We start from the raw sequence: 24,945 nt of genomic DNA on the forward strand, positions 1-24,945 counted from the left end.
GCTGGCTTAGGCAACAGGCAAAGGGCCGGGCATGGCACGCAAACGCAAAGGGCGCGAGATTTCGGGGTGGCTGGTTGTGGACAAGCCCGCTGGCATGACCTCGACCGCCGTGGTCAACAAGGTGAAATGGGCGTTGCAGGCGCAAAAGGCGGGCCATGCCGGCACGCTCGACCCTGAGGCGACGGGGGTTCTGGCCGTAGCGCTTGGCGAGGCGACCAAGACGGTGCCCTATATCACCGACGCGCTCAAGGCCTATACGTTTTGCGTGCGATTGGGGCAGGCGACCAACACCGATGACACGGAGGGCGAGGTGATCGCCGAGAGCGACCGCCGTCCCACGGATGAGGACATCAAGGCGCTGCTTGGTAGCTTTGTCGGGGATGTGATGCAGGTGCCGCCGAAATATTCCGCCGTCAAGATTGACGGGCAACGCGCCTATAAGCTGGCACGTGAGGGCGAAGAGTTCGAAGTGGCAGCGCGGCCTCTGTGGGTTGAGGAATTGCTGCTCGTGGACCGGCCTGATGCGGATCATGCGGTGTTGGAAATGACCTGTGGCAAGGGCGGTTATGTGCGCTCGGTCGCACGGGATCTGGGCGAGAAGCTGGGTTGTTTCGGCCATGTGGCGTGGTTGCGGCGCGTTTGGTCGGGCCCGTTCGAGGCCGAGGATGGGTTGAGCATCGAGGACATCGACAAGCTGGCGCACACGCCGGAATTGGAGGCGCATGTACGCCCGCTTGAAGAGGGGCTCGCGGATGTGCCCATGGTTACGGCCACGCCCGAGGGCGCGGCGCGCCTGCGCAATGGCAACCCCGGCATGGTGATCGCGCAGGGCATTGAATATGGCGACGAATGCTGGGCCGCGATTGACGGCAAGGCTGTGGCTGTCGGGCGCTACAAGGCGGGGGAACTGCATCCTAGCCGGGTGTTTAATCAATGAGTGGGGCTGCCCCCGATCATCTGCATGATCCGGGCGGCAAGGTGCGCTTGCGCCTGCCTGACGGGGTGGTCGGCGGGGCGGAATACTCGGCCTGCGGGCGGTATCGGCAGGTTTTGAGCCGCGATTGGACGGCTGACGGGGTGGCCCCGCGACGGGTGCTATTCGTGGGGATGAACCCGTCAGTCGCGAGCGCCGAGGTCTCTGATCCGACCTGTCATCGAGAAGTGATGTTCGCCAAGGATTGGGGATACTCGTTTTATTTCAAGGGCAACATGCTGGATTGGCGGGCGACCTCGCCCAAAGACCTGCCGCGTGATCCCAATGAGGCGTGCAGCGAAGCGAATATCCCGGCACTGGTGGCAATGGCGGAGCAATGCGAAGTGGTTGTGCTGGCGTTTGGGAAACTTCACGCGCGGTATCAAGGGGTTGTGCGGCAGGCCCTGTGCGAGATTGCCGCGACGGGCAAGCCGCTGATGTGTCTTGGGTTGAACAAGGACGGATCGGCCAAACATCCGCTTTACCTGCGCAAGGATACACGGCTCAGGCCATTTCCTATGCCTGTGGTCGGGTGATCAGACCATCACGCGACACATCGCCTTGAGGGTGGTTGCATGGGCGGCTGAGGCGGAGAGGGCTGGTGCAGCCAATTCCTGCGCGGCTGCCAATACGCCGTCGCGCGGGACCACGCGGTCGAAAAGACCCCAGCCGAGCGCCTCTTCCGTGCTGAGCCGCGCCCCGGCCAAAAGGATCATCCGGGCGCGCACCGGACCGATCAGGGCGGCAAGGCGGGCCGGGTCGCTGGGTTGCGGCAGAAATCCAAGCTTCATCACCGGATAGAATGCGCCCGCGCCTTCGGCGGCGATGCGGATGTCACAGGCGAGCGCCATGCCCATGGCCCCGCCTGCGACCGTACCGTTGAGTGCGGCGATGCTGAGGCCGGGCAGGGCCGCTATAGCGCATGAGAGGCGTTCCCAAACCGGGCTGGTGGCAAGGCCGCCATGCACGGCCTCAAGATCGGCCCCGGCGGAAAACACGCGGCCTGCGCCGGTCAGGATGAATGCGCGGGCCGCTTGCGCGGCTTCGGCGATTTCGGCCAAGTCGGTCAGCATCGCTTCGGTCAGGGCATTGGCCTTGTCCGGGCGGTTGAGGGTGGCAATCCAAAGCCCGCCGTCGCGTTCGAGCGTGACCAGAGGGGCCGTGGTCATACCAGCCCGACCCGGCGGCGGATGGCCTCGTCACGCAAGGAAATTTCTTGTCCTGCAAACTCAGCGGCATCAGGGCTGCACATCCACAAAAGGGCACGGGCGGGCCAGTCGGCGGGGATATGTATGGACCAGTCCAATTGACTGACGGGATTCACGCCGCTGGCCTTGATCTCGCGCTGCATGTCGGTGGCGACGGTGCCGGGCGAGAGACCCATGATGCGCACACCGGCGGATGCGGCCTCAAGATCCGCGCAGCGGGTGAGCATCGCGGCCCCGGCCTTGGAGGTGCAATAGGCGCTCCATCCCTCGAGCGGGCTATGGGCTGCCCCAGAGCTGACGGTCAGGATGCTGCCCGAGCCGCGCGTGATCATGCCGGGCAGGGCCGCGCGCATGCCGTTGAACACGCCCTTGAGGTTGATGTCGATGGCGCGCGCCCATGCTTCTGGGTCGGCCTCTGACAGGCTGGTGATCGGCTCGATCACGCCTGCATTGTTGATGAGCACATCCAACTGACCAAAGGCCGTGTGGCAGGCGGCGACGGCGGCCTCCATTTCCCAGTAGCGGCTGACATCGCAGGGGATGGCGATGGCCGAAGGGCCAATTTCGCCGGCCAGTTCGGCAATCGCCTCGGCGTTGCGCGCGACCAGTGCCACCTGCGCGCCCGCAGCGGCAAAAACCCGCGCAGCGGCGGCACCGATCCCTTTGCTGGCGCCGGTGATGAGAACGCATTTGCCTTGCATATCCATAGTATTCCCCTTCATCAGTGCCCCCGTCCTAACGCCGGGGTGGGCCAAGTTCCAGTCAGATCATCCCTTGACCATGATGCCGGGACAACCGAAGTTGTCGGTAACTCCGATTTTCAAAAAGGTGCTCTCGATGTCCTATATGCGCACGCTTGCCGCTTCTACCTCTGTTCTTTGCCTGTCGGCGACAGCTGGATTTGCTGATCTAACCGCCGCCGAAGTCTGGCAGGATTGGCAGAGCTATCTGGAAAGCAATGGCTATACCGTGACGGCCCAGACCGCGCAGGCGGGCGACACGCTTACGATCCGCGATATGGCGATGCGGTTGGCCGTCCCCGAAGAGGGCGGCACGGTCGAGCTGCGCATGGGAGAGATGCAACTGGTCGAGCAAGGCGACGGATCGGTGGCCGTGATCCTGCCCGAGGTCATGCCGATTGCGATGGACCTCAAGGACGAGACCGGCGAGCAGGTGGCGATCACGATGCAGGTTGCGCAAAAAGGCATGGAAATGGTCGTGACGGGGGACCCAAGCGCCATGACCTATGACTATGCGGCGCAAGAGGTGGCGATGACGCTGAACGATATTGTCACGAGCGAGAACACAGTTGAAATTGGTTTGGCCGAAATTCGCATGACCGATATGGAAGGTCAGCATCAGAGCGCGCTTGATGGTGGCATGCGCGCCGTCACACAAGAGCTGACGGCTGGTCCGGTGGTCTATGAGATTGATTTCACCGACACCGAGGAAGGTGGGCGCGCCGAAATTCAAGGCACGATGGCGCGGCTGAGCATGACCGGGGATGGCGATATGGTCGATGGCGTTGACACCACCGACATGGCGGCGGCCTTGCGCGCCGGGTTTCGGGTGGACAGCCTAATCGACTATGAAGAGGGGAACACGACCTACACGTTGACCAGTGAGGATGGGGTCGTCGAGGGAACGCAAAGTTCGCAAGGCGGTCAGCTGCGCGTGGGTATGGGGCCGGATGGCTTGCTCTATGGCGGCGAGGGGCGCGACGTGCGCATGGCCTTGGAGGGCAGCGCGATGCCATTTCCGGTGACGGCCGAAATGGCGCGGATGGGGTTCAACCTATTGATGCCTGTGTCCAAGAGCGACGAAACGCAGGATTTCGCCTTGGGGTTGGAATTCGGCGGGTTTACCATGGCCGACTCGCTTTGGGCGATGTTCGATCCGGCTGCGCAACTGCCGCGCGATCCCGCGACGATCAATGTCGACCTGTCGGGTAAGGGCCGGCTCTTTTTCGATCTGCTGGACCCGGAACAGATGACCAAACTTGAGGAAAGCGACGAGGTGCCGGGCGAGGTTGAAAGCCTTGTTCTGAATGACCTGACGGTGGAGCTTGCGGGTGCCAAGCTGACCGGGGCAGGGGCGTTTACCTTTGATCAGTCGGACTTGACCAGCTTTGATGGGGTGCCCGCACCGGAAGGCGCGATTGATCTGCGTCTGGTCGGGGGCAATGGTCTGCTGGATACGCTGATCGGCATGGGTTTTGTGGCCGAGGATCAGGCGATGATGGTGCGGATGATGGCCGGCATGTTTGCGCGCACGGGGGCGGGCGAGGATGAGCTGACCTCGCGCATCGAAGTGACCGAGGACGGGCAGGTTCTGGCCAACGGTCAGCGTCTGAAATAACGCGAAAATTATCGCACAGAGGGGCCACGGGCGCAGGCGCGTGGCCCTTTTGCTTGGGCGCGGGCTTGCGCGTGGGGGGGCGGCGGTCTACCTCAGGGCGGCAACAAGGAGATGTCCATGGCGAAAGCGCTCGATGAATTGACCCACGCGCTGATTGATGCGGCGCTGAAGGCGGGGGCAGAGTCTGCGGATGCGATAGCCCTGCGCGGGCAGTCGATCACAATCGACATGCGCGGTGGCACGCTGGAGCAGGCAGAGCGGGCCGAGGGCGTGGACATCGGTTTGCGGGTCTTGATCGGGGGCCGGCAGGCGACGGTTTCAGCCTCGGATACCGGGGCCATGACGATTGCGGCCTTGGCCGAACGGGCGGTGGCGATGGCACGGGAAGCCCCGGTTGATCCCTATGCCGGGCTGGCCGATGCGGGGCAGCTGGCGAAAGATTGGGATGTGGCGGCGCTGGAACTGTGTGATCCGGCACCCGAGCCTGCGCCCGATGCCTTGGCGCGGATGGCACAGGAGGCTGAGGCGGCGGCCTTGGCGGTTGATGGTGTGACGCAGGTGCAATCCGCGACGGCAGGTTACAGCCACCGCGCGGTGCATATTGCGGCAAGCAACGGGTTTTCGGGTGGCTATGCCCGCAGCGATACCGGCCTGTCTTGCGTGGCGATAGCAGGGACAGGCACCGGTATGGAGCGCGATTATGATGGCGATAGCCGGATTTTCGCCAGCGATTTACGGGATGCGGCGGAGATCGGGCAAAGGGCTGGTCTGCGTGCGGTGGAGCGTCTGGGCGCGCGCCGTCCGCGCACCGGGGCCTATCCGGTGCTGTTTGACGAGCGCATTTCTGGCACGTTGATCGGGCATCTCTTGGCTGCGGCGAATGGCGCGTCGGTGGCGCGGGGGTCGTCTTGGCTGCGGGGGCGGTTGGGCGAGCAGGTGCTGCCCAAGGCGCTCTCGGTGATGGAAGACCCGCACCGTCCGCGCGTGAGCGGGTCGCGCCCGTTTGATGCCGAGGGGTTGCCGACCGCCAAGCGGGCGATTGTGCAGGACGGCATGCTGATGGGCTGGACGCTTGATCTGGCCAATGCGCGCAAGCTGGGGATGCAGAGCACCGCCAATGCCACGCGCGGCACATCCTCTGCGCCCTCGCCGGGGACGTGGAATATCGCGCTCACGCAGGGCGCGCAGAGCCGCGATGATCTGATCCGCGAGATGGGAACGGGCCTGTTGGTCACGTCGATGATCGGCTCGACGATCAATCCCAACACCGGCGATTATTCGCGGGGGGCGGCGGGGTTTTGGGTTGAGAATGGCGAGATTGCCTATTCGGTCAATGAATGCACGATCGCGGGCAGTCTGCCAGAGATGTTGCGCCGCCTGATTCCGGCCAATGACGCGCGCACGCATTTGGGGCGGGTTGTGCCATCGCTGTTGATCGAGGGGCTGACGCTTGCCGGGGAATGACCTCGCACTCTTGATCGAGGCTGCGCGTGAAGCGGGCCGGATTGCGACCGCCTATGTCGGTGGGCCATTAGAGGTGCAGGACAAGGCCGGGGGGGCAGGCCCGGTGACGGCGGCGGATCTCGCGGTCAATGCGATGCTGGCGAAGCAATTGCGCAGCGCACGGCCGGGCTATGGTTGGTTGTCGGAAGAGAGCGAGGATACGACCGCACGATTGGCGGCGGATCGGGTGTTCATTGTCGATCCCATCGACGGCACGCGCAGTTTCATTGAAGGCAATCACAATTGGGCGCATTCGCTCGCTGTGGCGCAGGGCGGTGTGGTGGTGGCCGCCGCGATCTATTTGCCGATGCGCGACAAACTCTATGCCGCGGCTGCGGGTGAGGGGGCCACGTTGAATGGTCTGCCGATCCGGGCCACGGGCCGGGCCGATCTGGTGGGGGCGTCCATCCTGGCCTCCAAGCCGAATTATGCGCCCGAGCATTGGCGGGGCGGCCACGTGCCCGAGGTGGCGCGCGCCTTTCGCCCGTCTTTGGCCTATCGCCTCAGTCTTGTGGCGGAAGGGCGCTATGATGCGATGATGACGCTGCGCCCGTCCTGGGAATGGGATATCGCGGCGGGCGATCTGATTTTGCGCGAGGCAGGCGCGATGACCTCCGACCGCCGCGCCGCACCGCTGCGGTTCAACAATCCGGTGCCGATGGTGGATGGTGTTTTGGCCGCGAACCCGGTGCTGCACGGAGCTTTGCACGCCGCATTGGCGGGGTGATGCCCCTTGCACCCAGCGGCGATCCACGTCTAATGCGCAGGCGACAGGATCAAAAAACAGGCACATCATGCCCCGCTCCGACAATCTGACCGGCGCCCTCTTGATGATGGGTTCTATGGCGGCGTTTACGCTGAACGACGCCATGATCAAGGCGTTGGCCGGGCAGGTGCCGCTGTTTCAGGTGATGTTCCTGCGCGGATTGGTGACGACGATCCTGGTCGCGTTGATTGCCTGGAAGATGGGCGCGCTCAAGCGGCATTTGCCGCGCGAGGACTGGGGGCCGGTGTTCTGGCGCATGGTGGGCGAGATCGGATCGGCCTATTTCTTTGTCACAGCGCTCTATCACATGCCGTTGGCCAATATCAGCGCGATCATGCAGGCCCTGCCGCTGACGCTGACGCTGGCTGCCGCGCTCTTTTTCCGCGAGCCGGTGGGTTGGCGGCGGATGGCCGCGATCATGGCGGGGTTCATCGGCGTCATGCTGATCGTGCGGCCGGGAACCGAAGGGTTCAACATCTATTCGGTTTATGGATTGGCGGCGGTGGCCTTTGTCACGCTGCGCGATCTGGCAACGCGGCGGCTATCGCGTGATGTGCCCTCTATGCTGGTGACGCTGTTCAATTCGTTCTTCATCATGGCCTTTTTCGGTCTGGGAAGCCTGACCGGAGAATGGGTGGCGTTGGATGGTCGGGCCGCTCTTTTGATTTGCGGTGCCGCGGTGATGATCATTGGCGGCTATCTGTTTTCGATCATGGTGATGCGCGTGGGCGAGATCAGTTTTGTGGCCCCGTTCCGCTATACCAGCCTGATCTGGGCGCTGATCCTCGGCTGGCTGGCCTTTGGAGACTGGCCGCAGACCTTGACCTTGGTCGGGGCCGGAATCGTGGTGGCGAGTGGTCTTTTCACCCTCTACCGCGAGGCGCAGATCAGCCGACGGGCCAAGGCGGATTTGAAAAGACAGCTTTCACTTGGTCCTCGTCCACGTTGAACTGAGACTTGAAGAACGCCGCCTCGCGTGCGTCGATCGGATGCATCGGGCCGGTCTGGTATTTGGCATGCGAGTCGTTGTCGCTATGTTTGGCCCGCAAATACATATGCGGGCCGGGCTGGATCAGTGTGGGCATATCAAAATGCAGCTTGTGATGGCCGAAGTTCATAACGGTCAGCGGATCACCGGGGCGAAACAATACCGCAAGGCCACAGGCCCAAAAGGGCGCCTGAAGCTCTTCGGCGATGATCCCGCGGTCTGAGAGGGTGACCGAATAGCCCCGGTTATAGTCAATGGCCAAATGCCGCCAGCTCTTGCGCATGGTGCGGGTGTGTTTCTCGAACCAGCGCAGGCTGCGCACAAAGCTGAGGCCGACCGCGTCGTCATCATCCAGGCGGAATTGCATGGAAAGGTCTGTATCCTCGCCCAGTTCTTCCTTGATCGCCAGCTGCATGGCAAGGCGATGTTTCATCGGCTCGCTCTGGATGATTTTGATCTGGGGCACCGGGGCGGTCAGGTCATGCAGCCGGTCCAGGTAGGGTTTCGGCATGTTCTGCCCGATCATCACCAGGAAGGTGAAATCGGGGTTCTGTTGGGCGGCAATCGAGGGCAGGGTGAGGCATTCGAAATGGCGAAAGCGCAGCTCCATCCGGGCGGGGGCATAGAGATATGCCTCGCGCTCTTTGACAGTGTCATGCATGCGTTTGAACCCGCCCAAGGCGGGATAGGAAAACCGGCAGATTCCGATCACGCGCATGCCCTGTCCTGACCTCTAGCGAAAGCTGGCGCGGACGTTGTCCGCATCAATATGAAACTGTGCGCGAAAGAGTGCTTCGCCCTCGGCATCCAACAGCGACAGTTTGGGCATTCTGACCCCCTCTTTCTGGCGCGAGTCGTTATAGCCGTTATGCCCGCGCACGAACATCGGTTCCTCTGGCCAAGAAAGCGTGGGCACATTCTGCCAGAGACGGGCGTGGGAATAGTTCATGATCGTATGACGCACACCGGTGCGCACCGAAAGGGCAAGGGCCGGTGTCCACATGTGCTGAAACGTGGCCGAGGCCAGAATTCCATCGGGCGTGGGTGTTGCGACAAATCCATTGACGAAATCAATCGCGACGTGGCGATTGCTGCGCAAAAGCCCACGTGCGTTGGTGGCCAGTTTGCGCAGCCGTTCGACAAAATGCACCGAGACCGCATCGTCATCATCCATGCGGAATTGCAGCGATGGCAAATCGCTGTCGATAAGGGCCTCGTTGATGACCTCGCGCATCACGTCGCGGTGGCGCCCCGGGGCACGGATGATGACGCGCGCCTGTGGCAGGCCGCTGAGATTGTCCATCAGGCGGGCGTGGTCCTGGCGCGGCATATTGGGGCCGATGACCACCAGTAGGGTGAATTCCGGATCGCTCTGTGCGCGCAGGGGCGGCAGGGTGAATTGCTCAAACAGGCGAAAGCGTTCCTGCATCCGTTCGGGGGCGTAAAGATAGGCCTCACGCTCGGCGGTTTCAGTATGTTCGACCTGAAATCCGCCAAGGGCTGGATAGGAAAACCGGCACAGGCCGATCACCTGCGAATTTGCATTTTCCATCCTGCCCTGCATGCTTTAGACTGCCGCTATCGACTGTGGCATTGGCCTGCTGTGAACGCAAGTCCGGACCTGTTGACAACCCCCGCGACTCCCCCTATACGCGCCCCATCCATGGCTGAGGGGGTCGCCCCGTCGCCTGTATCAGAACTGTAGTGGTCAAGATCCGGGCGAATGCGCCCCGATCCTCTGGAAACCCACCGCGTCGGACCCGATTGATAGGGTGCGATTGCGGTCTTTGCGTATTGCGGACGCGTGATTCGCTTTTGATTAACCGCATGGGGCTGGTCCTTGTGCAGACACATGTGTTGAGAGACGGGGAAATAACCGGAATGCCAACGATCCAACAGCTGATCCGCAAGCCGCGGCAGCCGAAAGTCAGAACCACCAAGTCACAGCATCTTCAGGGCTGCCCGCAAAAGCGTGGCGTCTGTACGCGCGTCTATACGACGACGCCGAAGAAGCCGAACTCGGCCATGCGTAAGGTTGCCAAGGTGCGCCTGACCAACGGCTTTGAGGTCATCAGCTATATTCCCGGCGAGAGCCACAACCTTCAGGAGCACTCTGTGGTTCTGATCCGTGGCGGCCGTGTAAAAGACCTTCCCGGTGTGCGTTACCACATCCTGCGCGGCGTTCTCGATACGCAAGGCGTCAAGGATCGTAAGCAGCGCCGTTCGAAATATGGCGCGAAGCGTCCGAAGTAAGAGGAATCACAGATGTCTCGTCGTCACGCCGCAGAAAAACGCGAAGTCCTTCCCGATGCCAAGTATGGTGATCGGGTTCTGACCAAGTTCATGAACAACCTGATGATCGACGGTAAGAAATCCGTCGCCGAAACGATCGTCTACAACGCGCTCGAGCGCGTCGAAGGCAAGATCAAGCGCGCCCCCGTGGAAGTGTTCCACGAAGCGCTCGACAACATCAAACCGTCGGTCGAAGTGCGCTCGCGCCGCGTCGGTGGTGCCACCTATCAGGTGCCCGTCGAAGTTCGCCCCGAGCGTCGTGAAGCACTGGCGATCCGCTGGCTGATCAACGCGTCGCGCTCGCGCAACGAGAACACGATGGAAGAGCGTCTGGCAGGCGAACTGCTTGATGCAGTCCAGAGCCGCGGTTCGGCCGTGAAAAAGCGCGAAGACACCCACAAGATGGCAGACGCAAACAAAGCGTTCAGCCACTACCGCTGGTAAACCTCAGAGGCATTTGAATCATGGCACGCGACTATCCCCTCCAGCGTTACCGGAATTTCGGGATCATGGCCCACATCGATGCGGGCAAGACCACGACCACCGAGCGCATTCTGTTCTACACCGGCAAGTCCCACAAAATCGGCGAAGTCCACGACGGCGCCGCAACGATGGACTGGATGGAGCAGGAGCAGGAACGCGGTATCACCATTACTTCGGCCGCGACCACGACCTTCTGGCAGCGTCAGGAAGATCCGGGCGCAGAGGGTGCGTCGGATACCAAGTACCGCTTCAACATCATCGACACCCCCGGCCACGTCGACTTTACCATTGAAGTCGAGCGTTCGCTGGCGGTTCTCGATGGCGCGATCTGTCTTTTGGACGGGAACGCCGGTGTCGAGCCGCAGACCGAAACCGTGTGGCGTCAGGCTGACCGCTACAAGGTGCCGCGTCTCGTGTTCGTCAACAAGATGGACAAGATCGGCGCTGACTTCTTCAACTGCGTCAAGATGATCAAGGACCGCACCGGGGCTATCCCCGCGCCTGTGGCTCTGCCGATCGGTGCCGAAGATCAACTCGAAGGCATCATCGACCTGATCAAGATGGAAGAATGGGTCTGGAAGGGCGAAGATCTGGGCGCGTCCTGGGTTCGCCAGCCGATCCGTGACGACCTCAAGGATATGGCCGACGAATGGCGTGCCAACCTGATTGAAGTCGCCGTCGAAATGGACGACGACGCGATGGAAGGGTATCTCGAAGGCAAAGAGCCCGATGAGGCAACTCTGCGTTCGCTGATCCGCAAGGGCACGCTGTCTCTCAGCTTTGTTCCCGTTCTGGTTGGCTCTGCCTTCAAGAACAAGGGCGTGCAGCCGCTTCTGAATGCCGTGATCGACTTCTTGCCGTCGCCGCTCGACGTTCCTCCGTACATGGGCTTTAGCCCGGATGACGAGACCGAGACCCGTAACATCGCGCGCCATGCTGATGATGCAGAGCCGTTCTCGGCACTCGCGTTCAAGATCATGAACGACCCGTTCGTGGGATCGCTGACCTTTACCCGGATTTACTCGGGTCAAATGAAAAAAGGTGACGCGATGCTCAATTCGACCAAGGGCAAGAAAGAGCGCGTTGGCCGGATGATGATGATGCATGCCATCAACCGCGAAGAGATCGAAGAGGCGTTTGCAGGCGACATTATCGCTCTGGCCGGTCTGAAAGAGACCACCACGGGTGACACGCTCTGCGATCCGACCAAGCCGGTTGTTCTGGAAACCATGACCTTCCCCGATCCGGTTATCGAGATCGCGGTTGAACCCAAGACCAAAGGCGACCAGGAGAAAATGTCGGCGGGTCTGGCCCGTCTGGCGGCAGAAGACCCCTCTTTCCGCGTCGAGACCGATATTGAATCCGGTCAGACGATCATGAAGGGCATGGGCGAACTGCATCTCGACATTCTGGTTGACCGTCTGCGTCGCGAGTTCAAGGTTGAGGCCAATATCGGTGCGCCGCAAGTGGCTTACCGTGAGACCATCAGCCATATGGTCGAGCATACCTACACCCACAAGAAACAGTCGGGTGGTTCGGGTCAGTTCGCCGAGGTCAAGCTGGTCATCACGCCGACAGAACCGGGCGAAGGCTTCAGCTTTGAAAGCAAGATCGTTGGCGGTGCCGTGCCCAAGGAATATATCCCGGGTGTCGAAAAGGGTATCCGTTCGGTGATGGACAGCGGCCCGCTCGCTGGCTTTCCGGTGATCGACTTCAAGGTCGCGCTGATCGACGGCAAGTATCACGACGTGGACTCTTCGGTCATGGCGTTCGAGATTGCTGGCCGGATGGGCATGCGCGAAGGTCTCAAGAAGGCCGGTGCCAAGCTGCTCGAGCCGGTTATGAAGGTCGAAGTCGTGACGCCCGAGGAATATACCGGCAACGTCATCGGCGATCTTACGTCGCGGCGTGGGCAGGTTTCGGGTCAGGAGCAGCGCGGCAACGCGATTGCGATCAATGCAAACGTGCCGCTGGCCAATATGTTCGGCTATATCAACACGCTGCGCTCGATGTCTTCGGGACGCGCCCAGTTCACCATGCAATTCTCGCATTATGAGCCGGTTCCGCACAACATCTCTGAAGAGATCCAGAAGAAATACGCATAACGGCGGTGGGCAATTTGCCCACCCTACCACCCCTGTAGGGTGCGCCATCGCGCACCGCATTCGAACCAAGAAGGAGCCAGAACAATGGCAAAGGAAAAGTTTGCACGTAACAAGCCGCATGTGAACATCGGCACGATTGGTCACGTTGACCATGGCAAGACGACGTTGACGGCGGCGATCACCAAGTATTTCGGCGAGTTCCGGGCCTATGACCAGATTGACGGGGCGCCTGAAGAGAAGGCGCGCGGGATCACGATCTCGACCGCGCATGTGGAATATGAGACCGAGGCGCGTCACTATGCGCATGTCGACTGCCCCGGCCACGCCGACTATGTGAAGAACATGATCACCGGTGCCGCCCAGATGGATGGCGCGATCCTGGTTGTGAACGCGGCTGACGGCCCGATGCCGCAGACGCGCGAGCACATCCTGCTTGGTCGTCAGGTGGGCATCCCCTTCATGGTCGTCTACATGAACAAGGTCGATCAGGTGGATGGGCGACAACCTGAAGTTCACGGTTGAGCTGATCGCGCCCATCGCCATGGAAGACGGCCTGCGCTTCGCCATCCGCGAAGGCGGCCGCACCGTCGGCGCCGGCGTCGTGTCGAAGATCATCGAGTAACAACCTTTAAGGGTTCGACGAGGGAGGCCGGATGGTCCGGCCTTCCTCCTATCAACTCCAATGCCGCGAAAGGCTAAGACAAATGCAAAGCCAAAATATTCGCATTCGGCTCAAGGCGTTTGATTACCGTGTGCTGGATGCCAGCACGCAGGAAATCGTCAATACCGCCAAACGGACCGGTGCCCAGGTGCGTGGGCCGATCCCGCTGCCGAACAAGATCGAGAAATTCACGGTTCTGCGTAGTCCGCACGTGAACAAGAAATCCCGCGACCAGTTCGAGATCCGGACGCATAAGCGTCTCTTGGACATCGTCGATCCCACGCCGCAGACGGTGGACGCGCTGATGAAGCTCGACCTCGCCGCTGGCGTGGACGTGCAGATTTCGGTTTAAGGAGAGCAAGAGATGTTGCGCTCTGGTGTGATCGCGAAAAAAGTCGGCATGACCCGGCTTTTCCTCGAAGACGGCAAACAGGTTCCTGTGACCGTTCTTCAATTGGACAAACTTCAGGTGGTGGCACAGCGCACCCCTGAGAAAGACGGCTACACGGCCGTGCAACTCGGTGCTGGAACCGCCAAGGCCAAGCGGACGACGCAGGCCATGCGTGGCCACTTCGCCGCAGCCAAGGTTGAACCCAAGCGCAAGATCGCGGAATTCCGCGTAGCGCCTGAGGCCCTGATCAATGTGGGCGAGGAAATCACTGCTGACCATTACTTTGAAGGTCAGTTTGTGGATGTCTCGGGCACCTCGATCGGTAAAGGCTTTGCCGGTGCGATGAAGCGTCACAACTTTGGCGGTCTGCGGGCCAGCCACGGTGTGTCGATCAGCCACCGTTCGCACGGCTCGACGGGTCAGTGTCAGGACCCGGGCAAGGTGTTCAAGGGCAAGAAAATGGCCGGGCATATGGGGGCTGTGCGTGTCACCACGCAGAACCTTCAGGTCGTCAAGACCGACGCCGACCGTGGCCTTATCATGATCAAGGGCGCTGTTCCGGGGTCCAAAGGTGGTTGGGTGACGATCAAGGATGCGGTGAAAAAGCCGTTCCCCGAGAACGCCATTCTGCCCGCTGCTCTGCGCTCTGCTGCTGAAGAGGCTGCCAAAGCTGCTGAGGCTGCGGCCGCTGCTGCTGCGGCGGAAGCAGAAGCTGAAGCCAAGCGTCTGGCCGAAGAGGCCGCCGCCGCTGAGGAGGCTGCACTGAAAGAGGCTGAGGCCAGCATTCAGGCTGAGAAGAAGGAAGGCGAAGAATGAAACTCGACGTGATCAAACTGGACGGCGGGACGGCCGGCTCGGTCGATCTGGGCGAAGACATCTTCGGCCTGGAGCCGCGCGCAGACATCCTGCACCGCGTCGTTCGTTGGCAGCGCAACAAGGCGCAGGCCGGCACGCACAAGGTCAAGACCCGGTCGGAAACCAGCTATTCCACCAAGAAGATCTATCGCCAAAAGGGCACCGGCGGCGCACGCCACGGTGACAAGAACGCGCCGATCTTCCGCCATGGTGGTATCTACAAGGGTCCGACCCCGCGTAGCCACGCCCATGACCTTCCCAAGAAGGTTCGCGCGCTTGGTCTCAAGCACGCTCTCTCGGCCAAGGCCAAGGCAGGCGCGCTTGTCATCCTTGACGAGGCATCTTCGAACGGCAAGACGGGGGAATTGGCCAAGCAGGTCAAGAACCTCGGCTGGAAGCGCGTGCTGGTGATCGACGGCGCACAGGTGAATGCAGAATTCGCCCGTGCCGCAGCCAATATCGAGGGTCTCGATGTGCTGCCGTCGATGGGCGCAAACGTCTATGACATCCTCAAGCGTGACACGCTCGTGATCACCAAAGCGGGTGTCGAAGCACTGGAGGCTCGTCTGAAATGAGCGCGAAACCTGAACATTACGATGTGATCCGCAAGCCGATCATCACCGAAAAGGCCACTATGGTCTCGGAAAATGGGGCTGTGGTGTTCGAAGTCCACATGGACGCCAACAAGCCTGCCATCAAGGAGGCCGTTGAGGCGCTCTTTGGAGTTAAGGTGACGGCTGTGAACACCACGATCACCAAGGGCAAGCAAAAGCGCTTCCGGGGTCAGCTTGGCCGTCGGAATGACGTCAAGAAAGCCTATGTGACGCTTGCCGAAGGCAACACGATCGACGTGACCACCGGTCTCTGATCGTGATGGGGTAACACCCACGCTACGAATTAAGCGTGAACCCCGGCTGCCGAGAGGTGGCCGGGGTTTCGCTTTTCACGGTCTTGTATGACCCTTGTGATCGCTTTTCGCTTGTCGAAAAGGGGCGACTTTCCTCTGGAATACTGGCATTTATCTGCAAGTTGGCGGCGTTGCAGAGAGTAGGATCGACATGCAGCTTGAAATAGACATTGCCGCCGAGGCAATGGAGGATCGGATCGCGTCACTTGACCTTACCTGCTTTGATCGCGGCGATTATGTGAACCTGATCTTGCAGCGTTCTGAGGTGATGTTTGACCGGCCCAAATCGGGGCGGATCATCAAAGCCTGGCAGGAGGGCGACGATGCCCCGATCCAAGCCGTGGTGGATGAGATGGGAGACACGATAGCGCGTCGTGCGGCAGGCGTCATTCACGCCGAATACAAGTTAATCAAGAGCCTCCTACAGGATCTCAATCCCAAGCGGATCGCGGATATTGGCTGTGGCTATGGGTTTTTCGATCTCTTTGCGGCGCAGGATCTGGGGTGCAAGGTGCTCTTGATCGACTTAGAGGAGAACACGCATCGTCATTTCGGGTTCAACACCGAAGGTGCCGCCTATTCCTCGCTGAGCCGCGCCAAAGGGTTGCTCAAGGCGAACGGGATCAAGGCTGACAGAATTGAAACGCTCAATCCAATGACAAAGCCCGCTGAGACGGCCAAGCCCGTCGATCTGGTTGTCAGCTTTCTCTCCTGCGGGTTCCACTATCCTGTGGATATGTATCTGCCATTTCTCGACAAGGTTTTGCGTCCCGGTGGGGCTGCGATATTCGATCTGCGCCGGAGCACGGCGAAGGTGCAGGCCGAAAAGCTGGAGACGTTCGGCACCCTGACAGATCTCGACTCGCCCCCGAAAACACGCCGTGTGATGCTGCACAAGGCTGATGCGTAAAATGCCAGAGGCACTGGACGAGGTGATGATCGGTCTGGGCCTTTGATCACTGGTGGTTTCCGCCTGTAAATCTTGGGCAAACCCCTTGACCGCGCATGTGGCCTCCCTTATCAGACCCCATCCGCAAGGCCCCGGATTCGTCCGGGGCTTCGCTGTTGTTCGCAAGGGCAACTCTAACCGGGGACCTACGGGGCCTCATACCTTGGCCACCCTCGGGGGGCTATAACATAGGCGGGTTTACCTGCCGTAAGCAAACGGAAGACAGAAAGCATGGCACTCAAGTCGTATAAGCCGACGACGCCGGGCCAGCGTGGGCTGGTGCTGATCGACCGTTCGGAGCTGTGGAAAGGACGTCCGGTCAAATCTCTCACTGAGGGTTTGACCAAGAATGGCGGCCGGAACAATACCGGACGGATCACGATGCGTCGCAAAGGCGGCGGGGCTAAACGCCTCTATCGTATCGTCGATTTCAAGCGGACGAAATTTGATATCTCGGCAACCGTGGAACGGATCGAATATGACCCGAACCGGACCGCATTTATCGCGCTGATCAAATATGAAGATGGCGAGCAAGCCTATATCCTTGCACCGCAGCGTCTGGCGATTGGTGACAAGGTCATCGCGTCGGCCAAGGCCGACATCAAGCCGGGCAATGCAATGCCGTTCTCAGGCATGCCCATCGGCACGATCATTCACAACATCGAGCTTAAGGCCGGCAAGGGCGGGCAGATTGCACGCGCCGCTGGCACCTATGCACAATTCGTGGGCCGCGACGGTGGCTATGCTCAGATCCGTCTGAGCTCGGGCGAGCTGCGTCTGGTGCGCCAGGAATGCATGGCCACTGTTGGGGCCGTCAGCAACCCCGATAACTCGAACCAGAATTACGGCAAAGCGGGCCGTATGCGCCACAAGGGCATCCGCCCGTCTGTGCGTGGTGTGGTTATGAACCCGATCGACCACCCCCATGGTGGTGGTGAGGGTCGGACCTCGGGTGGTCGTCACCCGGTTACGCCTTGGGGCAAGCCCACCAAAGGCGCGCGCACCCGCAACAAGAACAAGGCGTCGCAGGATCTCATCGTGCGCTCGCGTCACGCCAAGAAGAAGGGCCGCTAACACATGGCACGTTCTGTATGGAAAGGCCCCTTTGTCGATGCCTATGTCTTGAAAAAGGCCGAGGCAGCGCGCGAGTCGGGGCGTAATGAAGTTATCAAGATCTGGTCGCGTCGTTCGACGATCCTGCCGCAATTCGTGGGTCTCACGTTTGGCGTCTACAACGGCCACAAGCATATCCCTGTCAACGTCAGCGAAGACATGATCGGTCAGAAGTTCGGTGAATATTCACCGACCCGGACCTATTACGGTCATGCCGCAGACAAAAAAGCGAAGCGGAAGTAAGTCATGGGCAAGGAAAAGAACCCCCGCCGCGTGGCAGACAACGAAGCAATGGCCAAGTTGCGCATGCTTCGTACCAGCCCGCAGAAGCTGAACCTCGTTGCCGCGATGATCCGTGGCAAGAAGGTCGACAAGGCGCTGACCGATCTCACTTTCTCGAACAAGCGCATCGCGCAGGATGTCAAGAAGTGTCTTCAGTCCGCAATTGCCAATGCTGAGAACAACCACAATCTCGATGTGGATGGTCTGATCGTGGCAGAGGCCTATGTCGGCAAGAACCTTGTGATGAAGCGGGGCCGTCCGCGTGCCCGTGGTCGCTTTGGCGCGCTGAAAAAGCCGTTTTCGGAGCTGACGATCAAGGTTCGTGAAATTGAGGAGCAAGCCTAATGGGTAACAAAGTCAATCCGATTGGCATGCGCCTTCAGGTGAACCGTACCTGGGATAGCCGCTGGTATGCCGACACCAAGGACTATGGCAATCTGCTGCTCGAAGATCTTGCGATGCGCAAGTTCATCGGCGAAGAGTGCAAACAGGCCGGGATCAGCCGTGTGATCATCGAACGTCCGCACAAGAAGTGCCGCGTCACGATCCACACCGCACGTCCGGGCGTGATCATCGGCAAGAAAGGCGCCGATATCGAGGGTCTGCGCAAGAAGCTGGCGGCAATGACCGCGAGCGAATTGCACCTCAATATCGTCGAGGTGCGCAAGCCCGAGCTGGATGCGGCCCTTGTGGGCGAGAGCATCGCACAGCAGCTTGAGCGTCGTGTGTCCTTCCGTCGCGCCATGAAGCGCGCCGTGCAGAACGCAATGCGCATGGGTGCTCTTGGTATCCGGGTCAACGTTTCGGGTCGTCTTGGCGGTGCCGAGATTGCGCGGACCGAATGGTATCGCGAGGGCCGCGTGCCGCTGCACACGCTGCGTGCGGACATCGACTATGCTCCCGTCGAAGCCACCACGGCCTATGGGATCATTGGTATCAAGGTCTGGATCTTCAAGGGTGAAATCATGGAGCACGATCCCGGTGCCCGTGACCGCAAGGCCCAGGAACTCCAGGATGGTCCCGCGCCCCGTGGCGCCGGCGGCCGCCGTTAAGGAGGAATGAAAGATGCTTCAACCAAAGCGCACTAAATTCCGCAAGCAGTTCAAGGGCCGGATCAAAGGCGAAGCCAAAGGCGGCTCTGATCTGAACTTTGGCACTTTCGGTCTCAAGGCCACCCAGCCCGAGCGTATCACCGCCCGTCAGATCGAGGCCGCTCGTCGTGCCATGACGCGCCACATGAAACGTCAGGGCCGTGTCTGGATCCGGATTTTCCCGGATGTGCCGGTCTCGTCCAAGCCCACCGAGGTTCGGATGGGTAAAGGTAAGGGTTCGGTCGATTACTGGGCCTGCAAGGTCAAGCCGGGCCGGGTCATGTTCGAGATCGACGGTGTGAGCGAAGAGATCGCATTTGAAGCGCTGCGTCTGGCGGCGATGAAATTGCCGATCAAAACCCGCGTCGTGGTCCGCGAAGACTGGTAAAGGCCGCGGGGTAGAACCCAGCCTAAGAGATACCCCCGCGCGAGAGATCGCGCGGGGGTTTTTTCTGGTGCTACTCTTGTTCTGGCGGGATAACGTCTGGTGTGTTCACTTGCGGCGGGTTGGTTTCAACCGCGTTGGTTTCCGGTGCCGCACTGTCCGGGGCAGTAACGACCTCTAGACCGATATTGCCGAGGTGCGTGTTGCGCCCCCATTTCCGATGGATCAAAGCCCCGTTGACGATGTAGAGGTCCTTTACTCGATACATCTGGCGCACCCCGTCGTCGCCGCGAATAAAGATCGCGGCTGTTTCAAGGGTGTCATCGGTGGGTTTGTCGATCTCGAAGTACCGCGGATCGGCGTTCTGCGCCAAGCCGTCCATGATCAAGAGAACCTCGGCGTAGTCCGTCACCTTTTCATCCTGAAAGAAGTAGCAGTAGCCCTCGGTGCCAGCGACACCGACGCCGACGATGGTGCCTACGACAATTCCGGTGGGAGACATCAGAGCGGCCCCAAGCGCCCCCGCGCTGCCACCCGACCCGGCGATCATGCCTATGGTGCTGGCGGCAGAGCTTCCTGCCATGGTTGTGCCAAGCAAGGTTGCGCCGGTCACGGAATGGCTGAGCGTGTAGAATCCAAGCGCCTTTTCGGCGAGTGTCGTTGGGCTTGTTACAGGCTCGATCAGCGCGGCGACATTCGCTCTTGCGGTTCCGAGCAATTTGCTGAGACGCCAGTTGCAGACATCGGCCGAAGCAGGCGTGCCAAGCAGCAAGAACGCTGTGACCGCCCTCAGGGCGATACGGGTGTGCATGGGGCTCTCCTTTGAAAACCGGGTCTAGGTTGAAAGGGTGGTATCAAAAAACAGCGGGAGGGCCACGTCCAATCCTTCGATTTGAAAGCGGGCTCTTCTCTTTTCCTGACTGTCTGGTTATTGCGAGCCATGCCCAATATCGATTCCCTCTTCGTGACCCGCCTCTATCGTGCCGCCCTGAGCGAGCACGCCCCCGCCATTGATGCCAAGGAACTGGAGGCGTCCTGCTATTCCATCGCCGAGGATGACGAGGCGGGGCAGGAGTGGTGCGACGAGAATGGCTATCCCGGCTATACCTCTTATGCCTCGCTCAGCGACCTGCCGTGGCGGTTCCCGATCTTTGCCGATCTGGTCAAGGTGCTGGATGCCCATGTGGCGGCCTTCGCCCAGGATCTGGAGTTCGATCTCGACGGCAAGGAATTGAAGCTAGAGGACATATGGATCAACATCCTGCCCGAAGGAGGGATGCACGCCAGCCATATCCATCCGCATTCCGTGATTTCCGGCACAACCTACGTGGCGATGCCTGACGGCGCCAGCGCGCTCAAGCTGGAAGACCCAAGGTCGGCCCGGATGATGGCGGCCCCTGTCCGCCGCAAGGACGCGAGACAGGAATTGCGCACCTTTATCTACGCCAAGCCGGTGGTAGGGGATGTGCTGTTGTGGGAATCATGGCTGCGTCATGAGGTTCCGATGAACATGTCGGAAGACGACCGGATCAGCGTCAGCTTCAATTATTCTTGGAATTGAGGGTGCAAAAACACCCGTTTTCCGCCGAATCTACGGTCTTTTGGGATTTCCCCTTGTAAAACGCGGCAAACTCCCCCATGTGCAGGGTGCTAACGTTATTCTATTTCGATCATCTGCTCCTCTAAACCGGCTGTCAGTATCTCGATCCAGACCGACCACGCCGCGACTGCCGCATTCCCGCGGGCAGCACTACCAGAGGAGACATCACGATGGCCAACGGCACCGTGAAATGGTTCAATTCAACCAAAGGCTTCGGCTTTATCGCGCCCGACAATGGCGGCAAGGACGTTTTCGTCCACATCAGCGCTGTTGAGCGCGCAGGCCTGACCGGCCTCGCCGACAATCAGAAAGTGACCTTCGACATCGAATCCGGCCGTGACGGCCGTGAGAGCGCGTCGAACCTCCAGCTCGCATAAGCGATCTGAACTGATGGGAACGGCCTCGGGGAAACCCGGGGCCGTTTCTTTATGTGGAAACGGATTTGAGTGTTTTGCGATTGTCGGATGTTTCGCTTGCCCTCTGCCACCGCCTCCCGTATAGAGCCCCAATCCGCACACCCCGGCCAGTCCGGGGATTCGGGTATTTGCAATTCATCCACCGGGTTTCGAGTTACCCTGAGCAAACCGTCAGGGGCTGGCCGGTGTTTTGAGAAAGGAAAAGGCGATGAACGCCAAGGAACTGCGTGACAAGACCCCGGATCAGCTCCGGGAAGAACTCACCAACCTGAAGAAGCAGCAGTTCAATCTGCGTTTTCGGGCGGCTACCGGCCAGTTGGAAAATCCCGCTCAAATGCGTATTGCCCGCCGCGACGCCGCGCGCGTGCTGACCATTCTGAACGAAAAAGCCAACGCGGCAGCAGAGTAAGGAGCCCGAGATATGCCCAAACGTATTCTTCAAGGGGTTGTGACCTCTGACGCAAACGCCCAGACCGTAACCGTATCGGTCGAGCGTCGTTTCAAGCACCCCGTGCTTCAGAAAACAATTCGTAAGTCCAAGAAATACCGGGCTCACGATGAGAACAACACGTTCAAAGTGGGCGATGCCGTTCGGATCATCGAATGCGCGCCCAAGTCCAAGACGAAACGCTGGGAGGTGCTGGAGGCATAAGCCTTTAGCGCCTTTTGGCATTAATCGAAACCCTGGGGACAAGGCAGTGCATCGCCCCCCATAGGTCGGGAGAAACCAAATGATCCAGATGCAGACCAACCTGGATGTTGCTGACAACTCCGGCGCTCGCCGAGTTCAGTGCATCAAGGTTCTGGGTGGTTCCAAGCGTCGATACGCATCCGTGGGCGACATCATTGTCGTCTCGGTCAAGGAAGCCATCCCGCGCGGTCGCGTGAAGAAGGGCGACGTCCGTAAGGCCGTCGTCGTGCGCACCGCCAAGGAAGTCCGTCGTGAAGATGGCACCGCCATTCGCTTTGACCGCAACGCCGCCGTGATCCTGAACAACGCAGGTGAGCCGGTTGGTACCCGTATTTTCGGGCCGGTCGTTCGCGAGCTGCGCGCCAAGAACTTCATGAAAATCATCTCGCTCGCCCCGGAGGTGCTGTAAGATGGCTGCTAAACTGAAAAAAGGTGACACCGTGGTCGTTCTGTCCGGCAAGGACAAGGGCCAAAAAGGTACGATCACCAATGTTGACCCGAAATCCGGCAAGGCCGTGGTTGAAGGCGTGAATATGGCGATCCGCCACACCCGTCAGAGCCAGACCAGCCAAGGTGGCCGCATCCCCAAGGCGATGCCCATCGACCTGAGCAATCTGGCGATTGTTGACAAGAACGGCAAACCGACCCGCGTTGGCTTCAAGATCGAAGGCGACAAGAAAGTCCGTTACGCCAAGACCACGGGGGACGTGATCGATGCTTGATACCGCAACCTATACCCCGCGCCTGAAAGCCCACTTCCGTGAGGCCATCAAGCCTGCTCTGAAAGAAGAGTTTGGCTACAAGAACGACATGCAGATCCCGCGTCTGGAAAAGATCGTGCTCAACATCGGCTGCGGTGCCGAGGCTGTGCGCGACTCGAAAAAGGCGAAGTCGGCTCAGGAAGACCTGACCACGATCGCTGGTCAGCGCGCTGTCGTCACTAAGGCCCGCAACTCCATCGCCGGTTTCCGCGTTCGCGAAGACATGCCGCTTGGGGCAAAGGTCACGCTGCGTGGCGACCGTATGTATGATTTCCTTGACCGTCTGATCACCATTGCGATGCCGCGTATCCGCGACTTCCGCGGGGTTTCGGGCAAGTCGTTCGATGGTCGTGGCAACTATGCCATGGGCATCAAGGAACATATCATCTTCCCCGAGATCAACTTCGACAAGGTCGACGAAGTTTGGGGGATGGACATTGTCATCGCAACCACGGCGAAGACCGACGCTGAAGCCAAGGCGCTGTTGAAGCATTTCAACATGCCCTTCAACAGCTGAGCCGGGGGAGGATAGATCTATGGCTAAGAAATCAATGATCGAGCGCGAGAAGAAGCGCCAGGTGCTGGTTGACCGTTTCGCCAAGAAGCGCGCCGCTCTGAAAGTGATCATCAATGACCAGAGCAAGCCGATGGAAGAGCGTTTCCGCGCCTCTCTCAAGCTTGCGGAACTGCCGCGCAACAGCTCGGCCACACGGCTGCACAACCGGTGCCAGCTTACGGGCCGTCCGCATGCGTATTACCGCAAACTTAAAGTGTCCCGGATCATGCTGCGCGAGCTCGGCTCGAGCGGGCAGCTGCCCGGCGTCGTGAAATCGAGCTGGTGAGGAGGTCAGAGATATGAACGATCCTATCGGCGATATGCTCACCCGTATCCGCAACTCGCAGATGCGTGGCAAGTCCACGGTGTTGACCCCCGCCTCGAAAATGCGCGTGCGCGTTCTCGATGTGTTGGCCTCCGAGGGCTACATTCGTGGCTATGAGATGACACAGGATGCCAATGGCCATCCTGCCATCGAGATCAGCCTGAAATACTATGAAGGCACGCCTGTCATTCGCGAAATGAAGCGGGTTTCCAAGCCCGGTCGTCGCGTCTATCTGGGCGTCGATGACATTCCGCAGGTCCGTCAGGGTCTGGGTGTGTCGATTGTCTCCACCTCCAAGGGTGTGATGTCGGATGCAGCCGCGCGCGCAGCCAATGTTGGCGGCGAAGTGCTCTGCACTGTCTTCTAAGGAGACCAGACATGTCACGTATCGGCAAGAAACCCGTACCCCTGCCCTCCGACGTCACTGTGACGCTCTCGGGACAGAAGATCGAAGTCAAAGGCCCCAAGGCAACCAAGACCTTTACCGCGACGGATGATGTCACCATCACCATCGAGGAAAATGCGATCTCGGTAATGCCGCGCGGCAAATCCAAGCGCGCGCGCCAGCAGTGGGGGATGACCCGTACGGTCATCGCCAACATGGTGCACGGCGCTCGGGATGTCTTCAAGAAAGAGCTGGAAATCCGTGGTGTGGGCTATCGTGCCCAGATGGCGGGCAACGTGCTCAAGCTGAACCTCGGCCTCAGCCATGATGTCGATTTCCCCATTCCGGACGGTGTAACCGTGACCGCACCCAAGCAGACTGAGCTTGTGGTTGAAGGCACGGACAAGCAGCTCGTTGGTCAGGTCGCGGCAAACATCCGCGACTGGCGGCGTCCCGAACCCTACAAGGGTAAGGGCATCCGCTACAAAGGCGAGTACATCTTCCAGAAGGAAGGCAAGAAGAAGTAAGGACGCGACAGATGGCAAACAGCAAAAGAAAACTGTTCCTCAAACGCCGCCTGCGCGTTCGGAACAAACTCCGCAAGGTCAATGCAGGGCGCGTGCGCCTGAGCGTTTTCCGCTCCAACAAGAACATCAGCGTGCAGCTGATCGACGACGTCAACGGTGTGACGCTCGCGGCGGCCTCGACCCTCGAAAAGGATCTGGGCCTGGTGGGCAAGTGCAATGTCGAGGCGGCCACCAAGATTGGCACCGCGATTGCCGAGCGGGCCCAAAAGGCCGGCATCACCGAGGCCTATTTCGATCGGGGCGGCTTTCTGTTTCACGGGCGTGTCAAGGCAGTTGCCGACGCCGCGCGTGAAGCTGGCCTGAAGATTTAAGGA

At 60.1% G+C, this 24,945-nt stretch carries 36 protein-coding genes and 1 pseudogene; 32 read left to right on the plus strand and 5 right to left on the minus strand.

All coding sequences use genetic code 11. From position 1 onward, the window contains the following. Window positions 1-31 precede the first annotated feature (31 nt). A complete protein-coding gene (gene truB / locus GC127_RS12385) occupies window positions 32-937 on the plus strand; it encodes a tRNA pseudouridine(55) synthase TruB (RefSeq protein ID WP_151978382.1) in 906 nt (301 codons plus the stop codon). Next, a complete protein-coding gene (locus tag GC127_RS12390) occupies window positions 934-1,509 on the plus strand; it encodes a DUF1643 domain-containing protein (RefSeq protein WP_151978383.1) in 576 nt (191 codons plus the stop codon). The genes truB and GC127_RS12390 overlap by 4 nt, the downstream gene beginning before the upstream one ends. On the opposite strand, the gene GC127_RS12395 is transcribed toward GC127_RS12390, so the two are convergent. Next, entirely contained in the window at window positions 1,510-2,142 is a 633-nt protein-coding gene (locus GC127_RS12395) for an enoyl-CoA hydratase/isomerase family protein (RefSeq protein WP_254700098.1), read from the minus strand. Then, entirely contained in the window at window positions 2,139-2,888 is a 750-nt protein-coding gene (locus tag GC127_RS12400; protein ID WP_151979733.1) for an SDR family oxidoreductase, read from the minus strand. The genes GC127_RS12395 and GC127_RS12400 overlap by 4 nt, the downstream gene beginning before the upstream one ends. 130 nt (window positions 2,889-3,018) lie before the next feature. Between GC127_RS12400 and GC127_RS12405 the strand changes: the two genes are divergently transcribed. The 4 genes from GC127_RS12405 (at window position 3,019) to GC127_RS12420 (ending at window position 7,757) form a co-directional block, all read left to right on the plus strand. After that, on the plus strand, window positions 3,019-4,539 hold the full coding sequence (locus GC127_RS12405) for a DUF2125 domain-containing protein (RefSeq protein ID WP_151978385.1): 1,521 nt from the start codon (window positions 3,019-3,021) through the stop codon (window positions 4,537-4,539). A gap of 117 nt (window positions 4,540-4,656) precedes the next feature. Further along, a complete protein-coding gene (locus tag GC127_RS12410) occupies window positions 4,657-6,003 on the plus strand; it encodes a TldD/PmbA family protein (RefSeq protein WP_151978387.1) in 1,347 nt (448 codons plus the stop codon). Then, window positions 5,990-6,769 (plus strand): 3'(2'),5'-bisphosphate nucleotidase CysQ, encoded by a 780-nt coding sequence (locus GC127_RS12415; RefSeq protein WP_151978389.1) that lies wholly within the window; start codon window positions 5,990-5,992, stop codon window positions 6,767-6,769. Before GC127_RS12410 ends, GC127_RS12415 begins: the two co-directional genes overlap by 14 nt. 67 nt (window positions 6,770-6,836) lie before the next feature. Then, window positions 6,837-7,757, plus strand: a complete 921-nt coding sequence (locus tag GC127_RS12420; RefSeq protein WP_008281859.1) for a DMT family transporter — start codon at window positions 6,837-6,839, stop codon at window positions 7,755-7,757. Here GC127_RS12420 and GC127_RS12425 read toward each other — a convergent pair. Both GC127_RS12425 and GC127_RS12430 read right to left on the minus strand, forming a co-directional pair. Then, window positions 7,696-8,514 (minus strand): glycosyltransferase, encoded by an 819-nt coding sequence (locus tag GC127_RS12425; protein ID WP_081507822.1) that lies wholly within the window; start codon window positions 8,512-8,514, stop codon window positions 7,696-7,698. The genes GC127_RS12420 and GC127_RS12425 overlap by 62 nt on opposite strands. Window positions 8,515-8,529: 15 nt before the next feature. Then, complete coding sequence (locus tag GC127_RS12430) at window positions 8,530-9,348, minus strand: putative rhamnosyl transferase (RefSeq protein WP_254700099.1); 819 nt, start codon at window positions 9,346-9,348, stop codon at window positions 8,530-8,532. A 329-nt stretch (window positions 9,349-9,677) separates the two neighbouring features. Here GC127_RS12430 and rpsL point away from each other — a divergent pair, with 329 nt between their 5' ends. The 15 genes and pseudogenes from rpsL (at window position 9,678) to rplP (ending at window position 19,313) form a co-directional block, all read left to right on the plus strand. Beyond that, window positions 9,678-10,049 carry a 30S ribosomal protein S12 gene (gene rpsL / locus GC127_RS12435; protein ID WP_008281863.1) on the plus strand — a complete coding sequence of 124 codons (372 nt, stop codon included), beginning with the start codon at window positions 9,678-9,680 and terminating at the stop codon, window positions 10,047-10,049. A gap of 12 nt (window positions 10,050-10,061) precedes the next feature. After that, entirely contained in the window at window positions 10,062-10,532 is a 471-nt protein-coding gene (gene rpsG, locus GC127_RS12440; RefSeq protein WP_008281864.1) for a 30S ribosomal protein S7, read from the plus strand. Window positions 10,533-10,552: 20 nt separating this feature from the next. Beyond that, window positions 10,553-12,676, plus strand: coding sequence for an elongation factor G (fusA, locus tag GC127_RS12445; protein WP_008281865.1), 2,124 nt, complete (start codon window positions 10,553-10,555; stop codon window positions 12,674-12,676). An 84-nt stretch (window positions 12,677-12,760) separates the two neighbouring features. Continuing rightward, window positions 12,761-13,171 (plus strand): annotated as a pseudogene (locus GC127_RS12450) (GTP-binding protein); the annotation flags it as partial. Window positions 13,172-13,217: 46 nt separating this feature from the next. Then, a complete protein-coding gene (locus tag GC127_RS23130; RefSeq protein ID WP_081620098.1) occupies window positions 13,218-13,298 on the plus strand; it encodes a hypothetical protein in 81 nt (26 codons plus the stop codon). 82 nt (window positions 13,299-13,380) lie between these two features. Then, complete coding sequence (gene rpsJ, locus GC127_RS12460) at window positions 13,381-13,689, plus strand: 30S ribosomal protein S10 (protein ID WP_008281867.1); 309 nt, start codon at window positions 13,381-13,383, stop codon at window positions 13,687-13,689. Between the two features lie 12 nt (window positions 13,690-13,701). Further along, window positions 13,702-14,544 (plus strand): 50S ribosomal protein L3, encoded by an 843-nt coding sequence (gene rplC, locus GC127_RS12465; protein ID WP_008281868.1) that lies wholly within the window; start codon window positions 13,702-13,704, stop codon window positions 14,542-14,544. Next, window positions 14,541-15,158 carry a 50S ribosomal protein L4 gene (rplD, locus tag GC127_RS12470; RefSeq protein ID WP_008281869.1) on the plus strand — a complete coding sequence of 206 codons (618 nt, stop codon included), beginning with the start codon at window positions 14,541-14,543 and terminating at the stop codon, window positions 15,156-15,158. Before rplC ends, rplD begins: the two co-directional genes overlap by 4 nt. Then, window positions 15,155-15,451 (plus strand): 50S ribosomal protein L23, encoded by a 297-nt coding sequence (locus tag GC127_RS12475; RefSeq protein ID WP_008281870.1) that lies wholly within the window; start codon window positions 15,155-15,157, stop codon window positions 15,449-15,451. The genes rplD and GC127_RS12475 overlap by 4 nt, the downstream gene beginning before the upstream one ends. A gap of 190 nt (window positions 15,452-15,641) precedes the next feature. Continuing rightward, window positions 15,642-16,400, plus strand: a complete 759-nt coding sequence (locus tag GC127_RS12480; protein ID WP_151978393.1) for a cyclopropane-fatty-acyl-phospholipid synthase family protein — start codon at window positions 15,642-15,644, stop codon at window positions 16,398-16,400. A 270-nt stretch (window positions 16,401-16,670) separates the two neighbouring features. Further along, complete coding sequence (gene rplB / locus GC127_RS12485; RefSeq protein WP_008281872.1) at window positions 16,671-17,513, plus strand: 50S ribosomal protein L2; 843 nt, start codon at window positions 16,671-16,673, stop codon at window positions 17,511-17,513. 3 nt (window positions 17,514-17,516) lie between these two features. Further along, on the plus strand, window positions 17,517-17,795 hold the full coding sequence (gene rpsS / locus GC127_RS12490; RefSeq protein WP_008281873.1) for a 30S ribosomal protein S19: 279 nt from the start codon (window positions 17,517-17,519) through the stop codon (window positions 17,793-17,795). A gap of 3 nt (window positions 17,796-17,798) precedes the next feature. After that, window positions 17,799-18,179: a 50S ribosomal protein L22 gene (gene rplV, locus GC127_RS12495; protein WP_008281874.1), complete on the plus strand. Its 381-nt coding sequence runs from the start codon at window positions 17,799-17,801 to the stop codon at window positions 18,177-18,179. Further along, window positions 18,179-18,886 carry a 30S ribosomal protein S3 gene (gene rpsC / locus GC127_RS12500; protein WP_008281875.1) on the plus strand — a complete coding sequence of 236 codons (708 nt, stop codon included), beginning with the start codon at window positions 18,179-18,181 and terminating at the stop codon, window positions 18,884-18,886. Before rplV ends, rpsC begins: the two co-directional genes overlap by 1 nt. Before the next feature lie 13 nt (window positions 18,887-18,899). Continuing rightward, window positions 18,900-19,313 carry a 50S ribosomal protein L16 gene (gene rplP, locus GC127_RS12505; protein ID WP_008281876.1) on the plus strand — a complete coding sequence of 138 codons (414 nt, stop codon included), beginning with the start codon at window positions 18,900-18,902 and terminating at the stop codon, window positions 19,311-19,313. A 70-nt stretch (window positions 19,314-19,383) separates the two neighbouring features. Here the strand turns inward: rplP and GC127_RS12510 are convergent, their stop codons facing one another. Beyond that, the gene (locus tag GC127_RS12510; protein WP_151978395.1) at window positions 19,384-20,121 is read right to left on the minus strand and encodes a hypothetical protein; all 738 of its coding nucleotides are present in this window, start codon (window positions 20,119-20,121) and stop codon (window positions 19,384-19,386) included. A gap of 129 nt (window positions 20,122-20,250) precedes the next feature. Between GC127_RS12510 and GC127_RS12515 the strand changes: the two genes are divergently transcribed. The 11 genes from GC127_RS12515 (at window position 20,251) to rplR (ending at window position 24,942) form a co-directional block, all read left to right on the plus strand. Next, window positions 20,251-20,871 carry a 2OG-Fe(II) oxygenase family protein gene (locus GC127_RS12515; protein WP_008281877.1) on the plus strand — a complete coding sequence of 207 codons (621 nt, stop codon included), beginning with the start codon at window positions 20,251-20,253 and terminating at the stop codon, window positions 20,869-20,871. 209 nt (window positions 20,872-21,080) lie between these two features. Next, the gene (locus tag GC127_RS12520) at window positions 21,081-21,287 is read left to right on the plus strand and encodes a cold-shock protein (RefSeq protein WP_008281878.1); all 207 of its coding nucleotides are present in this window, start codon (window positions 21,081-21,083) and stop codon (window positions 21,285-21,287) included. A gap of 247 nt (window positions 21,288-21,534) precedes the next feature. After that, on the plus strand, window positions 21,535-21,735 hold the full coding sequence (gene rpmC, locus GC127_RS12525) for a 50S ribosomal protein L29 (RefSeq protein WP_008281879.1): 201 nt from the start codon (window positions 21,535-21,537) through the stop codon (window positions 21,733-21,735). 12 nt (window positions 21,736-21,747) lie between these two features. Beyond that, window positions 21,748-21,978 (plus strand): 30S ribosomal protein S17, encoded by a 231-nt coding sequence (gene rpsQ, locus GC127_RS12530; RefSeq protein ID WP_008281880.1) that lies wholly within the window; start codon window positions 21,748-21,750, stop codon window positions 21,976-21,978. A gap of 79 nt (window positions 21,979-22,057) precedes the next feature. After that, window positions 22,058-22,426, plus strand: a complete 369-nt coding sequence (gene rplN / locus GC127_RS12535; protein ID WP_008281882.1) for a 50S ribosomal protein L14 — start codon at window positions 22,058-22,060, stop codon at window positions 22,424-22,426. A 1-nt stretch (window position 22,427) separates the two neighbouring features. Then, window positions 22,428-22,739, plus strand: a complete 312-nt coding sequence (rplX, locus tag GC127_RS12540) for a 50S ribosomal protein L24 (RefSeq protein ID WP_008281883.1) — start codon at window positions 22,428-22,430, stop codon at window positions 22,737-22,739. Then, window positions 22,732-23,295, plus strand: a complete 564-nt coding sequence (rplE, locus tag GC127_RS12545; protein WP_081507828.1) for a 50S ribosomal protein L5 — start codon at window positions 22,732-22,734, stop codon at window positions 23,293-23,295. The genes rplX and rplE overlap by 8 nt, the downstream gene beginning before the upstream one ends. A gap of 19 nt (window positions 23,296-23,314) precedes the next feature. Then, window positions 23,315-23,620: a 30S ribosomal protein S14 gene (gene rpsN / locus GC127_RS12550; RefSeq protein ID WP_008281885.1), complete on the plus strand. Its 306-nt coding sequence runs from the start codon at window positions 23,315-23,317 to the stop codon at window positions 23,618-23,620. 13 nt (window positions 23,621-23,633) lie between these two features. Continuing rightward, window positions 23,634-24,026 (plus strand): 30S ribosomal protein S8, encoded by a 393-nt coding sequence (rpsH, locus tag GC127_RS12555; RefSeq protein WP_008281886.1) that lies wholly within the window; start codon window positions 23,634-23,636, stop codon window positions 24,024-24,026. An 11-nt stretch (window positions 24,027-24,037) separates the two neighbouring features. Beyond that, window positions 24,038-24,571 (plus strand): 50S ribosomal protein L6, encoded by a 534-nt coding sequence (gene rplF, locus GC127_RS12560; protein ID WP_008281887.1) that lies wholly within the window; start codon window positions 24,038-24,040, stop codon window positions 24,569-24,571. A gap of 11 nt (window positions 24,572-24,582) precedes the next feature. Continuing rightward, window positions 24,583-24,942, plus strand: a complete 360-nt coding sequence (gene rplR / locus GC127_RS12565) for a 50S ribosomal protein L18 (RefSeq protein ID WP_008281888.1) — start codon at window positions 24,583-24,585, stop codon at window positions 24,940-24,942. The last annotated feature ends 3 nt before the right edge of the window (window positions 24,943-24,945 follow it).

The organism is Roseovarius sp. EC-HK134 (assembly GCF_902498815.1).
Classification (GTDB): domain Bacteria; phylum Pseudomonadota; class Alphaproteobacteria; order Rhodobacterales; family Rhodobacteraceae; genus Roseovarius; species Roseovarius mucosus_A.